General features: G+C 69.0%; 12 protein-coding genes. 6 read left to right on the forward strand and 6 right to left on the reverse strand.

The features are described 5' to 3' along the window. Nucleotides 1-61: 61 nt before the first annotated feature. Complete coding sequence (hemE, locus tag B6K69_RS13070; protein ID WP_108644081.1) at nucleotides 62-1,093, reverse strand: uroporphyrinogen decarboxylase; 1,032 nt, start codon at nucleotides 1,091-1,093, stop codon at nucleotides 62-64. A 91-nt stretch (nucleotides 1,094-1,184) separates the two neighbouring features. On the opposite strand from hemE, the gene hemC reads away from it, so the two are divergent. Beyond that, nucleotides 1,185-2,129 (forward strand): hydroxymethylbilane synthase, encoded by a 945-nt coding sequence (gene hemC / locus B6K69_RS13075; protein WP_108644082.1) that lies wholly within the window; start codon nucleotides 1,185-1,187, stop codon nucleotides 2,127-2,129. A gap of 62 nt (nucleotides 2,130-2,191) precedes the next feature. Further along, on the forward strand, nucleotides 2,192-2,926 hold the full coding sequence (locus B6K69_RS13080) for a BUD32 family EKC/KEOPS complex subunit (protein ID WP_108644083.1): 735 nt from the start codon (nucleotides 2,192-2,194) through the stop codon (nucleotides 2,924-2,926). On the opposite strand, the gene B6K69_RS13085 is transcribed toward B6K69_RS13080, so the two are convergent. After that, nucleotides 2,923-5,436 carry an ABC transporter permease gene (locus B6K69_RS13085; RefSeq protein ID WP_108644084.1) on the reverse strand — a complete coding sequence of 838 codons (2,514 nt, stop codon included), beginning with the start codon at nucleotides 5,434-5,436 and terminating at the stop codon, nucleotides 2,923-2,925. The two genes, B6K69_RS13080 and B6K69_RS13085, sit on opposite strands and share 4 nt — an antisense overlap. Then, a complete protein-coding gene (locus B6K69_RS13090) occupies nucleotides 5,433-6,128 on the reverse strand; it encodes an ABC transporter ATP-binding protein (RefSeq protein WP_107673594.1) in 696 nt (231 codons plus the stop codon). Before B6K69_RS13090 ends, B6K69_RS13085 begins: the two co-directional genes overlap by 4 nt. Between B6K69_RS13090 and B6K69_RS13095 the strand changes: the two genes are divergently transcribed. Beyond that, nucleotides 6,127-6,825, forward strand: a complete 699-nt coding sequence (locus tag B6K69_RS13095; RefSeq protein WP_418259901.1) for an arylesterase — start codon at nucleotides 6,127-6,129, stop codon at nucleotides 6,823-6,825. The genes B6K69_RS13090 and B6K69_RS13095 overlap by 2 nt on opposite strands. Nucleotides 6,826-6,831: 6 nt before the next feature. On the opposite strand, the gene B6K69_RS13100 is transcribed toward B6K69_RS13095, so the two are convergent. Continuing rightward, nucleotides 6,832-7,491 carry a YceI family protein gene (locus B6K69_RS13100; RefSeq protein ID WP_108644086.1) on the reverse strand — a complete coding sequence of 220 codons (660 nt, stop codon included), beginning with the start codon at nucleotides 7,489-7,491 and terminating at the stop codon, nucleotides 6,832-6,834. Nucleotides 7,492-7,636: 145 nt separating this feature from the next. Here B6K69_RS13100 and B6K69_RS13105 point away from each other — a divergent pair, with 145 nt between their 5' ends. Beyond that, nucleotides 7,637-9,049, forward strand: a complete 1,413-nt coding sequence (locus B6K69_RS13105) for an FAD-binding oxidoreductase (RefSeq protein ID WP_108644087.1) — start codon at nucleotides 7,637-7,639, stop codon at nucleotides 9,047-9,049. Nucleotides 9,050-9,137: 88 nt separating this feature from the next. Then, nucleotides 9,138-10,142, forward strand: coding sequence for an inositol 2-dehydrogenase (gene iolG, locus B6K69_RS13110; RefSeq protein WP_108644088.1), 1,005 nt, complete (start codon nucleotides 9,138-9,140; stop codon nucleotides 10,140-10,142). Between the two features lie 194 nt (nucleotides 10,143-10,336). Here the strand turns inward: iolG and B6K69_RS13115 are convergent, their stop codons facing one another. Continuing rightward, nucleotides 10,337-12,424, reverse strand: coding sequence for a caspase family protein (locus tag B6K69_RS13115; protein WP_108644089.1), 2,088 nt, complete (start codon nucleotides 12,422-12,424; stop codon nucleotides 10,337-10,339). 10 nt (nucleotides 12,425-12,434) lie between these two features. After that, nucleotides 12,435-13,031 (reverse strand): hypothetical protein, encoded by a 597-nt coding sequence (locus B6K69_RS13120; RefSeq protein ID WP_108644090.1) that lies wholly within the window; start codon nucleotides 13,029-13,031, stop codon nucleotides 12,435-12,437. Nucleotides 13,032-13,189: 158 nt separating this feature from the next. Between B6K69_RS13120 and B6K69_RS13125 the strand changes: the two genes are divergently transcribed. Next, a complete protein-coding gene (locus tag B6K69_RS13125) occupies nucleotides 13,190-14,557 on the forward strand; it encodes a trypsin-like peptidase domain-containing protein (protein ID WP_123876567.1) in 1,368 nt (455 codons plus the stop codon). Nucleotides 14,558-14,561: the final 4 nt, after the last annotated feature.

The raw sequence follows: 14,561 nt of genomic DNA on the forward strand, positions 1-14,561 counted from the left end.
TTCAGGGGTTTCCGGAAGCGGAAACCGTGCGCGTCTCGTTACGCAGCCGGGGGCGGGGGCGTCAAGCGCCCCGCACCGTATCAATCATCAGCTTGACGTTTTCCGGGTCTGCCTCGGGCGTGATGCCGTGGCCCAGGTTGAAGATATGCGGCCCCTTGCGGAAGGCGTTGACCACCCGCAGCGTTTCGCGCACCAGCGCATCGCCGCCGGTCACCATATGCTCTGGCGCAAGGTTGCCCTGCACGCAGCCGCTGACCTGCACGTTCTCGGCCGCCCATTCCGGGGTGATGGAATTGTCCAGCGCCACGCAGTCTGCGCCGGTCGCCTTGGCAAAGCCGATATAGCCTTCGCCCGCCTCGCGCGGGAAGGCAATGATCGGCAGGCCGGGGTGGCGGGCCTTCAGCGCCGAAATGATCTCTTTCGCGGGCTTCACGGCGAAGTCCTTGAAATCCTGCCCTTTCAGCGACCCGGCCCAGCTATCGAACAGCTTGACGACCTCGGCCCCGGCCTGAACCTGGGCGGAAAGGTAGTCAATCGTCGCCTCGGTCACGCGGTCGATGATCGCCTGGAACGTGGCGCGATCAGTGTCTTTCAGGCGGTGCGCGGCGCCCTGGTCCTTGGACCCGCGGCCGGCGATCATGTAGGTGGCCACCGTCCAGGGCGACCCGGCAAAGCCGATCAGCGTGGTTTCGCGCGGCAGTTCGCGCGCCAGGATGCGGACGGTTTCATAGACAGGCGCCAGCGTGTCATGGATCGCGTCGGTCGGCTTCAGAGCCTTGACCTGATCCATGGTCGTGGTGGTTTCCATCCGCGGGCCTTCGCCGGTTTCGAACCACAGTTTCGGCCCCAGCGCCTGCGGCAGCAGCAGGATGTCGGCGAACAGGATCGCGGCGTCGAACCCGTAGCGGCGGATCGGTTGCAGCGTCACCTCGGCCGCAAGGTCCGGCGTGTAGCACAGCGAAAGGAAGTCGCCTGCCTGTGCCCGCGTGGCGCGGTATTCCGGCAGGTAGCGGCCGGCCTGCCGCATCATCCAGATCGGCGGCGTGGGAAGGGTCTCACCGCGGAGTGCACGAAGGATGGTCTTGTCGGTCATGGCAGGGCTCCTTTGTCGCCTTGCCTTCCGACTCCGACCGTGGCTTGTCAAGAGTTGTCAGGCAAAGATGACAGTTGTAAGGCTTGCCCCCATGATCGAGAAACTGCCCACCCCGCAAGAGCCCCTGAAGATCGGAACCCGTGGTTCGCCGCTTGCCCTCTGGCAGGCGCATGAAACGCGGCGCTGCCTGATGGAGGCGTTCTCGCTGCCCATCGAGGCGTTCGAGATCTGCGTGATCAAGGTCACCGGCGACCAGATTCTGGATAAGGCGCTTAAGGATATCGGGGGAAAGGGCCTGTTCACCCGCGAAATCGAAGAGGCGCTGCTGGACGGCAGCATCGACATCGCGGTCCATTCGATGAAGGACATGCCGACGATCCAGCCCGACGGCCTGACGCTGGATTGCTATCTGAAACGCGAAGACACGCGCGATGCTTTCGTCAGCGCCCGCTACGGCAGCCTGGCTGATTTGCCGCAGGGTGCAAAGGTGGGGTCATCCAGCCTGCGGCGGCGGTCGCAACTGGCGTTGCGGCGGCCCGATCTGCAGCTTGTCGAGTTCCGGGGCAATGTGCAGACCCGGATGAAGAAGCTGGAAGACGGCGTGGCGGATGCGACGTTCCTGGCCATGGCCGGGCTGAAGCGGCTGGGCATGGCCAATGTCGCCCGGTCGGCCATCGAGCCGGAACAGATGCTGCCGGCGGTGGCGCAGGGCGCCATCGGCGTGGAGCGGCGGACCGATGATCCGCGCGTCAAGGCGATGCTGGACGCGATCCACGACCGCGACACCGGCATCCGGCTGGCGGCCGAGCGGGCCTATCTGCTGCGGCTGGACGGATCGTGCGAAACGCCGATTGCCGGTCTGGCGGTGCTGGAGGGCGACCAGCTTTGGCTGCGCGGCGAAATCCTGCGCCCCGATGGCAGCGAGTCGATCTCGGGCGAACGCCGAGGCCCTGCGGCACAGGCGGCCGGGATCGGAACCGCGCTGGCCGAAGACCTGCTGGCGCGCGCGCCCAAGGGCTTTCTGGTCGGGCGCTAGGGGCGCGGGCCTTACAAAGCCCGAACCGCGCGGTTAAACTGGGCGCAGTCATGAGGTGCCCCGTGAACAGTCATCCTGCCGTCCGCCCCGATCTGATTGAAGCCGTGCGCAAGGCACAGGCCGGCGAACGCCAGCGGGTGCGGTCGCTGGTGCTGGCCGATGGCCGCCGGTTCTGGATGAAGCAGGTCGAGCAGTTGTCGCTGCGGCTGCGGGTGCAGAAGGGCAATCCCGAAAAGGCCTTTGCCGCCGAACGGGCCGGGCTGCACGAGCTGGCCGACCGTGGCCTTCCGGTGGCGCCGATTGCGATGGAAGGGCCGGATTATCTGGTGATGCCCGATGTGGGGCCGACGCTGGTCATGGTTGCCGGCGATGCCACGCGCCCCGAGGCGGACCGTCTGGCCGCCTTTGCCGCGGCAGGCAAGGCGTTGGCGCAACTGCATTGGGCCGGGCTGGTGCATGGCCGCCCCGCCGCGCGCGACATCTGCTGGGATGGGCAGGCGGCGCGGTTCATTGATCTTGAGCGGTTCTCGCTGGGCCGGCGCGGCGGGTTCTGGCAGGCGGCCGATGCGGTGATGTTCGTGCAAAGCTGCTTCACCCAATGGGCCGAAGATCCGCGCTGGTGCGATGCGGCGCTGGCGGCCTATGCCGCCAACGCGCCCGAAGGGGCGATGGGCCGGGTGCAGCGGCTGGCGCGGCAACTGGCGCCGCTGGGCTGGCTGGCGCGCGGGCTGCTGCGGCTGCGCCCCCGCAGCCGCGAGCTGCGGGCGGTGTCGCTGACGCTGGCCCGGCTGGCCTAATCCTGCGCGCGCAGGATCTGCGCCGGGCGCACCGCCAAAGGCCGCGCGGCAAAGGCCAGACCCGAGATCAGCGTGGCCAGGATGCCGCCCGCCACGATGGCCAGGGCCGAGACCGGCTCGAACTGGTAGTCAACCTCCATCACGAAGGTCATCACCGCCCAGCCGGCGACGCCCCCCGCCACCACGGCCACGGCCCCCGCCGCCGCCCCCAGCAGGGCTGAGCGCAGGGCAAAGCTGGTCAGAATCTGCCGCCGGGATGCGCCAAGCGTTTTCAGGATGGCGGATTCGTAAGACCGCGCCCGTTCCCCCGCTGCCGCCGCGCCGATCAGCACGACAAAGCCGGTGACCAGCGTCGCCGCCGCCGCCCAGGCGGTGGCCGTGGCAATGGCCGACAGCGCCTCGGACACGCGGTCAATGGCTTCGCGGATGCGAATGGCGGTGACATTGGGCCAGGTCCGCGTCACCTCTCGCAGGATGGCGCCTTCGGCGGCGGGCGGGGCATAGACTGTGGCAATATGGGTATGGGGGGCGCCCGCCACGGCGGCGGGGTTCAGCGCCATGACAAAGCCCATGCCGGCGCTGGAGAAATCCACCTCGCGGAACGAGGTGACGGTGGCGGTGATGTCGCGGCCCAGGATGTTGACCGTGACGGTATCGCCCAGTTTCAGCCCGATCTCGGCCGCCTCTTTCGCGGCAAAGCTTACCTGCGGGGCGCCGGTGTAATCGGCGGGCCAGAAGGTGCCGGCGGTGATCTTGGTGCCTTCGGCGGGGGTGGCGGCATAGGTGATGCCGCGATCGCCGCGCACCACCCAGTGATCGCCGGCCACCTCGCGGGCGGGGCGGTCGTTGATGCGGGTGATGACGCCGCGCAGCATGGGCGCGCTTTCGGTTTTCGACACCGCCGGGTTGGCCTGCATCAGCGCCAGGAACGGATCAATCTGGTCGGGCTGGATGTCGACGAAGAAGAAGGCCGGGGCGCGGGTGGGCAGGTCGCGGTCAATCGCGGTGCGCAGGTTCCAGTCGATCTGGCCGACCGCGGCCAGCACCGAAAGCCCAAGCCCCAGCGACAGGATCACCGGCAGCGCGTCTGACCGGGGCGCGCCGATGGCCGCCAGCGCGGCGCGGAAGGCAACCCGCCCGCGTGCCAGGGGCGACCGCGCCAGCCGGCGCGCGGCCCATCGCAGGCCCCAGGCCGCCAGCGCCAGCACGGCCAGCGCGGCCAGAACGCCCCCCGCCGCGCCCAGCGTCAGTTCGGGCATACCCGAAATCCAGCTTGCCGCCCCGATCAGACCGGCAGCCATGACCGCCAGCGCCACCATCCAGCGCGCACGCGGCCAGCCCCGGGTGCCGGCACCGCCGCGATACAGGGCGGCGGCGCGGATACGCTCGGTCCGCGCCAGCGGGATCAGGGTGAAGATCAGCGCGGTCAGCAGCCCGTAGAACGCCGCCTCGGCCAGGGCCGCAGGCGAAACGGTGATGCGGGCGGGGAAGGGCAGCGAGGCTTCGATCAGCGGCGCGGCCAGCAGGGGTAGGCCCGCGCCCAGCACAAGGCCCATCGCGATGCCCAGCACCGTCAGCGCGCCGATCTGGATCAGATAGGTGCGGAAGATCAGCCCGCCCGGCGCGCCAAGCGTCTTGAGCGTGGCGATGGTGGCGGTCTTGCCGTCCAGATAGGCGCGCACGGCAGCCGAGATGCCGACGCCCCCCACCGCCAGCCCGGCCAGCCCGACCAGCACCAGAAAGCTGCCAAGGCTGGTGACAAAGCGTTCGATGCCGGGGGCGGCGTTGCGGCTGTCGGTCCAGCGCATCCCGTCATCGCGAAAGGCGCGGTCGGCCTTGCGCTTCAGCGCGGCCAGATCGGCATCGGCGGGCAGGCGCATCCGGTAGCGCGTTTCATACAGCGATCCGGGGGCCAGCAGGCCCGATGTGGCCAGCGCCCCGGTCCGCACGATGGTGCGGGGCCCAAGGGTAAAGCCGGCCGACGCGCTGTCGGGTTCGCGCAGCAGGGCGGCCGACAGGCGGAAGGTGGCGGTGCCAAGGCGGAACGTATCGCCCGGCGTCAGCGACAGCCGGTCGATCAGCACCGGGTCCATCACCGCACCGGGGATGCCGTCGCGATCCGCCAGCGCCTCGGCCAGCGGCATGGCGGGATCAAGCGGCACCTGACCATACAGCGGATAGGCTGCATCCACGGCCTTGACCTGCGTCAGCGCCTGATCGCCTTCGGTCAGCACCATCGAGCGGAAGTCGTAGACTTCGGAACTGGCGGTGGCCTCGCGGTCCAGAAAGGCACGTTCCTCGGGGGTGGCGGCGCGGTAGGTGAAGCGCATCTCGGCATCGCCGCCCAGCAGCACGGCGCCCTGATCGGCCAGACCCGACTGGATGCCGCTGCGCAGGGTGCCCACGGCGGCAATCGCCGCCACGCCCAGCGCAAGGCAGGCCAGGAAGATGCGGAAGCCGCGCAATCCGCCGCGCAATTCGCGGCGCGCGATGGTCAGGGCCAGGCTCATTCGGCGGCGGCCTTCACGCGGTCGTCGATCAGGCGGCCATCGGCCAGCCGGATCACCCGGTCGCAGCGGCGGGCAAGGTCGGCATCATGCGTCACCAGCACAAGGGTGGCGCCGTGCCGGTCGCGCAGGCCGAACAGCAGGTCCATGATCGCCTGCCCGTTCACGCCGTCAAGGTTGCCGGTGGGTTCATCGGCCAGCAGCAGCGCCGGGCGCGGCACGGCGGCACGGGCCAGCGCCACGCGCTGCTGTTCGCCGCCCGAAAGCTGGCTGGGGTAATGGTCCATCCGGTGGCCCAGGCCCACGCTGGCCAGTTCCACCTCGGCGCGGGCGAAGGCATCCTTCGCCCCGGCCAGCTCCAGCGGGATCGCCACGTTTTCCAGCGCGGTCATCGTGGGGATCAGGTGGAAAGACTGGAACACGACCCCCATGTTCTGACGGCGGAACCGCGCCAGCGCGTCTTCGTCCAGCGCGGTCAGATCCTGCCCCAGGGCACGGACCTGCCCGCCGGTGGCGCGCTCAAGCCCGCCCATCAGCATGAGGAGAGACGACTTGCCCGATCCCGAAGGCCCCACCAGACCCACCGTTTCCCCCTTCTGCACCGACAGCGTGATCCCGCGCAGGATCTCGACGGGGCCGGCATTTCCGGGCAGGGTCAGCCGCGCGTCGGCAAGGGAAAGAACGGGGTCGGTCATGCAAGCTATCCTGAAACGGTCGGTTCAGTTCGGATATGGCGCATTGCGGCGGATGCGCAATGTCACGATTGCGTTGATCCTGCTGGCCGGCCTGCCCGCCGCGGCCGAACCCGTAACGGTGGTGGCCCTGGGCGACAGCCTGACCGCGGGCTACGGCCTGCCCGAAGGCGAGGGGCTGGTGCCGCAGTTGCAGGGCTGGCTTGCCGCGCAGGGGGCCGATGCGGTGCTGGTCAACGCCGGCGTGTCGGGCGACACCACGGCGGGCGGCCGCGCCCGGCTTGACTGGGCGCTGACGCCCGAGACGGATGCGCTGATCGTGACGCTGGGCGGCAATGACATGCTGCGCGGCCTGCCCCCGGCCGAGGTGCGGGCGAACCTTGACGCCATCCTGACCGCTGCCGACCAGCGCGGCCTGCCGGTGCTGCTGGTGGCGATGAAGGCGCCGGGCAACTGGGGGCCGGACTACAAGGCCGAATTCGATGCGGTCTATCCCGATCTGGCCGCCGCCCATGGCGCGCTTCTGATGGAGGATTTCTTCGCCGGGCTGGCCGCCGCCGGGGCCAACCCCGCCGATCCGGCCAGCCTGTCAGCCTGGATGCAGGCCGACGGGATTCACCCCAACGCCAAGGGCGTGGCCGAAATCGTCAAGGCGCTGGGGCCGAAGGTGCAGGAGCTGATCGGCAGGGTCCGGGGCTGACCCGGCTCAGGGCTTTGGCGCCTCGGGCTTCGGTGCGTCGGGGTTCGAGAATTCGGTCTCGATCTCGAACTCGACCCGGTCGCCCACGCCCATGGTGGTGCCCGGCGCCGGCAGGCCGAAGGAAATGCCGAAATCCGAACGGTTCAGCGCGCCCCTGGCCGAAAAGCCCGCCCGCGCGCCGCCCGGGTCCATTGGCATATGCGCCCAGCCGCCGTTATAGGTGACGGTCATCGTCACGGGCTTGGTCACGCCATGCAGTGTCAGGTCGCCGGTCACCTCGGCGGTGGTCTCGCCCGTCAGCCTGACCGCGGTCGAGGTGAAGGTGATCTCGGGGAACTGCCCGGCATCCAGAAACTCGGGCCCGGTCAGTTGGGCGTTGAAATCATAGGCCGGGTCGGGGAAGTGGGTTTCCAGCGACTTCGGGTCCACCGTCGCGGTGACAGACATGGTTTCCGGCGCCTCCGGGTCGAAGGTCAGGGTGGCGTCGAACCGGGTGAACAGGCCGATATAGGTGGAAAAGCCCAGATGGCTGACCTTGAAGATCAGCCGGCCATGCGACAGGTCCAGCTTGTAGGTGCCGGCGGGCGGGGTGCCCAGATCCTCTTGCGCAAGGCTGGGCAGCGGGGCCAGCGCAAGCGTGGCGGCAAGAAACAGGGAGCGGAACATCCGGGCGACCCTTCACTTAGCAATAACGCTAAGTATTAAGCCGGCGCCGGGTCTGTCAAGGGCTCTGGCCCGGGGGGCGGGGCTTGGCTAGTCTGGCCCTGCGCCGGGCACCCGGCCTGACCCGACAGCAGACGGACCACCCGCCATGACCCTTGTTGACGATCTTGCCGCCGCCGTGGGCACCGCGAATGTGCTGACCGGGGCCGAGGCCGCGCCCTATGGGGTGGACTGGATGCGCCACTACCACGGCCGGCCGCTGGCCGTGGTGCGCCCCGGCAGCACCGCCGAAGTGGCGGCCTGCGTCCGGGTGGCCGCCGCGCAGGGCGTGCCGGTGGTGCCCATCGGCGGCAACACCGGGCTGGTCGGCGGCACCATGACCGAGGGCGGGCTGATGGTCAGCCTTGAGCGGATGAACCGCATCCGTGACCTGCGGCCCGACGCGCGGCTGGTGGTGGCCGAAGCGGGGGTGATCCTGCAGCGCCTGCACGAGGCGGCCGAGGAGAAGGGGCTATACTTCCCGCTGTGGTTCGGCGCCCGCGGATCGGCCATGCTGGGGGGCGCCCTGTCCACCAATGCCGGCGGGTCGAACGTGCTGCGCTATGGCAGCACCCGCGGCCTGTGCCTGGGGCTTGAGGTGGTGCTGGCCGACGGCCGGGTGCTGAATCTGATGAGCGAACTGCACAAGGACAATTCCGGCTATGACCTCAAGCAGATGTTCATCGGGGCCGAGGGCACGCTGGGCATCATCACCGCGGCGGTGATGAAGCTGGTGCCCCTGCCGCTGGCTCATGCCACGGCCATGGTCTCTGCCGCCGGCCTGCCGAAGGCGCTGCATCTGCTGAACCGGATGCAGGAAGCGACGGGCGGGCGGGTCGAGGCGTTCGAATTCATGCCGCGCAGCTATTCCGAACGGCTGCGCGAGGTGCGCCCCGATCTGGGCCTGCCCTTCGACCATATCCCCGAGGTGACGATCCTGATCGAGGCGGCCACCACGGTTGCCGCCGAAGGCCGCCCCGATGCCACCGGCGAGGTGCCGCTGGTGGCCACGCTGGAAACCGTGCTGGCCGGGATGCTGGAAGAAGGGCTGATCGACGATGCCGTTCTGGCCCGGAACGAAGACCAGCGCGCGGTCATGTGGTCCCGGCGCGAAGCGGCGGCGCAGATCTGCGTCGGGCTTGAGCCGGTGGTGGAATGTGATGTCTGCGTGCCGGTGGACCGTGTTGATGCCTTCCTGACCCATGCCCTGGCCCGGCTTCAGGCGCAGAACCCGGGGTTCCGCGAAATCACCGTGGCGCATCTGGGCGATGGCAACCTGCATTTCTCGGTCTATCCCACCCGCGACGATGCCGCGCTGAAGGATGCGGTGATGGATACGGTGGAAGATGTGGTGGCCGGCCTGGGCGGCAGTTTCAGCGCCGAACACGGCATCGGCCTGTCGAAACTGCCGTCGATGCGGCGGCGCAAGGACCCGGTCGCGCTGGATGTGATGCGGGCGGTCAAGACCGCGCTTGACCCTGAGGGCCGGATGAACCCCGGCAAGGTGATTCCGCCACGCTGAGGGGCCTTGCATTTGCGCCGCTTCCCCGGAACAAGGCGGAATGAGGAAAGTGCCGCGCAGCTTTGCGCAACCGGCAGGAGGGATAGTCATGACAATCAGGTTCGGCCTGCTGGGCGCGGGGCGCATCGGCAAGGTTCATGCAAAGGCGGTGACGGGCGATGCCAATGCCCGGCTGGTGGCGGTGGCCGATGCCATGCCCGCGGCGGCGCAGGCGATTGCCGATCAGTATGGCTGTGAGTTGCGCAGCATCGAGGCGATGGCCGCGGCCAGCGACATTGACGCGGTGGTGATCTGCACCCCGACCGACACCCACGCCGACCTGATCGAACTCTTCGTCAAGGCCGGCAAGGCGGTGTTCTGCGAAAAGCCCATCGACCTGTCGCTTGACCGGGTGAAGGCCTGCCTGGCCGTGGTCCGCGCCCACAAGGGCACGCTGATGGTGGGCTTCAACCGCCGCTTCGACCCGCATTTCCGCGCCGTCCGGGCCGAGATCGACAAGGGTAGCATCGGCAAGGTCGAGATGGCGGTGATCACCAGCCGCGACCCCGGCGCCCCGCCGGTGGAATACATCGGCCGGTCGGGCGGCATCTTCCGCGACATGACGATCCATGATTTCGACATGGCCCGCTTCCTGTTGGGCGAGGAGATCGAGGATGTGGTCGCCACCGCGGCGGTGCTGGTCGATCCGGCCATCGGCACCGCGGGGGATTTCGATTCCGTGCAGGTGCTGCTGCGCACGGCTTCGGGCCGGCAGGCGGTGATCTCGAACTCGCGCCGGGCGACCTATGGCTATGACCAGCGCATCGAGGTGCATGGCTCCGCCGGCATGGTCTCGGCCGAGAACCAGCGCCCGGTGTCGATCGAGGTGGCGGGCGCGCAGGGCTACACCCGCCCGCCTCTGCATGATTTCTTCATGACCCGCTATACCGAGGCCTATGCCGCCGAGATTGCCACCTTCATCGCGGCCATGGCCGGAACCGGCAAGGCCGAGCCCTCGGGTGAAGACGGGCTGATCGCGCTGGCGCTGGCCGAAGCGGCGCTGAAATCGGTTGCCGAGCGCCGCGTCGTGCGGCTGGCCGAAGTGCTGGCCTGAGCCGCACCGAAGGGCGGGGGCGCTGCCCCCGCACCCCCGGGGTATTTGGACCAAGTTGAAGGGGCAAAGGCCCGCCCTGATGTCATCTGTCCTGAAATATCCCCGCCGGAGGCAGACGACCGAGCCGGTTGGGCCGCGCTTGCGCGGACCAGAGGCGAGAAACAGGTGTGCGGCCGCTCGGCTTTGGTCAGGCCTCAGTTCGCCGCCTTCGTCCGCAGTTCCATCTGCAGGATCATCGGCGCGGGGCCGGTGTCTTCCTCGGGGGCCGACAGCGCCACCGCGCCGCGGGTGGTTTCCCCGAAGCCCGCCTCGGTCAGCGCATCGTTGAAGGCCGAACCGCCCAGGCTGCGGGTGGTTTCCAGCGCGTCCTGCGCCAGATAGCTGAGGTTCTCGACCGGGCTTTGCGGCTTGGCCGGGGTGACGATCACGATCATCCGTTCCTGGCCCATCACCTCGCCGCCGATGGCGAACAGGCCCTTCTTCAACTCGTCGCCGGGCTGCAACCGCTCGGCCGCCCAATGGCTGATCGAATAATCCGCGCCGATGTACAGCACGTTCACGTCAACCGGCACGTCCATGTGGTTCTTCGCCAGAACATGCACCTCGTCGTTGGACAGAAGCACCGGCACTGGCGACACCGGTAGCGGCGTCAGCGCCGGGGTCTCGACATTGCGCGTCAGCATCTCGACCTCGACCTGCATGTCGCCGCCGCCGACCGCGCCGCCCAGTTTCATCAGGTTCAGCGCCTTGGACATATGCGCCAGCGTGTCGGCCAGCGTCACCGCCAGCGTGGCCCCGTCCTTGCCCGCCGTGCCCACCGAAGGCGTGGTGGACAGGTCATCCGCCAGCCCTGTCGCGGGCAGCACCCAGATCGCATCGGGGCGGGGGCTGTCGGGAATCACCGCCAGCCGCAGGTCGGCCTCGGCCCCGGCGGCCACGAAGTTCAGCCGCGGCCCGGCTTCGGCGGTCAGGCTGTCCAGCGCGGCCAGCAGCGCATCGGCCGGCGCGGTGCCGGCTTCGGGCAGCGCCACGGTCAGGGTGAAATCCAGCGCATCGTCCAGCTTGCGCAGGTAGAGGCCCTTGGGCAATTCGGCCGGCAGCGCCTTGCCGTCCTTTTCCACCGCCGTCGCGGTGGCGGTGAAGGTGTCGATGCCAGTCACCTCGACATAGCCCAGCGCTGCCTCGGTCGGGTCGGCGGCGGTGGCCATCACCGCCAGCACCGCCCCTTGCGACAGGCCATGCAATTCGCCCGCCGGCAGGCTGAAGCTGCCGCCTTCGACCGTGGCCGGCCATTGCGCGACGCGCCCGCCTTCCGCGCCGGAAAAGGCCACGGCGTCCAGATCGCCCTCGAACAGCGGCGTCGTCTTGGCCAGGTTCTTGACCGAATACTTGCGCAGCACTTCCTGCGCGATCTGGCCATAGGTGGCCGAGGGGTATTCGGCCAGCGTCTCGAACAGGGTGTAGGTGAACACGCCATGCGGCTTGCGGTCAGGCTTGCCCTTGGGAAGGTTCTTCTCGGGCGTCACCTCGTTGGTCTGGGCGGCATAGAAGGCCACGAAGTTGCCCATGCCTTCGCCCGCCGGGGCGGCGTCGGCCACATCGGAAACGGCGGCGGCGCGGGGGTCTTCCTCGCCGATGCCCCGGCTGGCCACGTCTTCCATCGCCGCCGGGTCCAGCCCCAGCACTGACGGGTCAAGCTGGCGGGTCCGCACCTCGTCATCGGCCTCGACGGCGCGGGTGGCGGTGCCGGAATGGCAACTGTCGAACACCACCCAGACATCGGCGCCCTTGGCGCGGATGCCGTCGATCAGCCGGCCGATCTCGTCATCGACCAGCGCGTTTTCCACCGCGCCCACGCTGTCGCTCCAGGGGCCGATGTCCACGGGCAGGAACAGCTCGTCCAGACCGTCCAGTTCGGTGTCATCATGGGTGGCCGGCGCCTGGGTGCCGTGGCCCGAGAAATGCAGATAGACGAAATCGCCCGGCTGCGCCTCGGCGGTGACCTTGGCAAAGGCGTCGCGGATGGCGCCCAGCGTGGCGGGCTGCACGCCTTCGACCCCGTCGGTCAGCAGGGTGACGTGATCGGCGGGGAAGGGAACCGGCGCCTCGGTGGTCAGGTAGGTGGCCACCAGTTCCACATCGTTCTTCGGGCCGCGCAGCCACCAGCGTTCGTCAAGGTTCTGGTACTGGTTGGCGCCGATCAGGATGGCGTAATTCTCGCGCGCCATGGCGGGCAGGGCCACAAGGGCGAGGGCGGTCGTCAGGCAAAGGCTGCGAAACATGGGGGCGTCCTCAATTCGTCATCAAAGCATAGTCGGTGGCAGATTGGCCGCGGTTTGCAATCGTCAAAAGAAACACGCCGTCGGCGGCCGGTGTCCAGCCGCAATAGGCGATGGGGCCGGGATCGGTATCGGCACAGATCAGGCGGCCGTCGCCATCGCGCACCGTCAGGTCAAGGTTGGCACCCGAGGCCGCCTCGACATAGACCTCGGCATAGGCGCCGCCGCGGAACGACAGTTCCTCGATCTGCGCCTCTGTTCCCGGCGCGATGCCGGCGATGCGATAGACCGGCCCCGCGGCCACGCCCTTGGGCGTCTCGGCCCGGATGTCGGCGATCAGGCCCTGCAGCGCGGCATCGCCCGCCGCCAGCGGTTCGGCGGCGGCCAGCATCGCCTGCCAGTCCAGCGGCAGGGGCTGTTCGCCCTCGGGGCGCAGGTCCAGCGATTTGCGCAGGCTGGCGGCGGTCAGGATCAGCACCGCATCGCCCGAGGCCAGGCCGCGGGCGTAAAGATCCGCCGACAGTTCCGCCAGCCGCAAGGGCCGCACGGTTTCGGCCAGCGCGGGCAGGGCGATCGTCATCAGGGCGGCACAAAGCAGGCGGCGGGGCATCGGAACGGGGCCTTTCCCTTTGGGGGTGGCGGCAGGATGGGGCCGCCGCATCCGCCTGTAAACTTGGAAAATTTCCATGACCGGATTTGTCATGTGACCTGCCCCATGGCCTGGGCCTAGGGTCCGGCCCAAGGCAAGAAATCCAGGGATTGGACATCATGATTTTGCAGAATGTGGTTTGGGGCGCGGTCCGCAAACGCCTGTCACAAGGCGCGCTGGCGCTGCTGTTTGCGCTGGCCGTGCTGCTGGCGGCCCTGCCGACGGTGCGCCCCGCCGGGGCGGCCACGCCGCTGGAAACCGCGATGGATGCGGTTCTGGTCGTGCGCTCGAATGATGCCGAGGACAGGTTCCTGGGGTCGGCCTTCCTGTGGGGCGATGCCGCGCAGGTGGCGGTGACCAATGCGCATGTCGTGGGCACGGCCACCGAGGTGCGCCTGGTGAACCGCCACGGCGTCGAAGAGGTGGGCACGGTGATCGGCCTTGATCCGGTGCGCGATGTGGCGGTGATCGCGGTCGCGCCGGGGCGGGCGGGTCTGGTGGCCACCCCCGATCCGGCCGCGCTGGGGCTTGAGGTCTTTGCCCTTGGCGCGCCGCTGGGCCTTGAGTTTACCCTGACCGAAGGGCTGATCTCTGCCACCGCGCGGCAGGTCGAGGTGCAGGTGCCGCTCAAGATGCTGCAGCATGACGCGGCGGTGAATCCCGGCTCCTCGGGCGGGCCGCTGGTGGATGCCTCGGGGCGGCTGGTCGGCATGAACAGCCAGATCGCCGATGGCAGCCGGATGTTCGTCGGCATCGCCTATGCCATTGCCGCGCCCGATCTGGACCGGATCGTGACCGGCCTGATCGACGAGACGCTGCTGCCGCTGCCGAAGCTGGGCCTGACCGCCCGCCCGGTGGACCGGCAGGTGGCCGAGGCGCTGGGCGTGGAGGCGGCGGGCCTGCTGGTTGACGGCACCGAAAGCGGCGGTCTGGCCGCGGCGGCGGGGCTGGCGGCGGGCGACATCATCCTTGCGGTCGATGGCACGGCGCTGGCCGAACCCGGCACTTTCGCCTTCCTGATCGAGGCGGCGGTGGAAAAGGGCGAAGCCGCGCTGACGGTGCGGCGTGGTGCCGAAACCGTCACCCTGCCGCTGGCCTTCACCCCGCCCCAGACCGAGGCGCCGGCGCTGGCGATCAAGACGCGCGACCTGGCCTCGCTGCCCGCCAACCCCGAAACGGTGAAAAGCTACCGCCTGTCGGCGCTGGGCGTGGTTCTGGACGAAGACGCGGTGGTCAAGGCTGTCACCGACAATTCGCCCGCGCTCTTTGCCGGGCTGGCCCGGGGCGACCGCATCCTTGCCGTCAACGGGCAGGACATGGACATTGCGGCCCTGAACGCGCTGGAAATCACCGGCCCGGTGCTGCTGCGGGTGGCCGCCCCGGGCGGTGCGACGCGCCACCTTTACCTTGATCCCTGGGGCAAGGATGGCGGTCTTCGTCCGGTGGGCGGTGCGAATGTGCTTGACCCGGACGTGGTGGTGTTCTGATCCT

The sequence above is a fragment of the Pseudogemmobacter blasticus genome (assembly GCF_003071405.1).
GTDB lineage: Bacteria > Pseudomonadota > Alphaproteobacteria > Rhodobacterales > Rhodobacteraceae > Pseudogemmobacter > Pseudogemmobacter blasticus.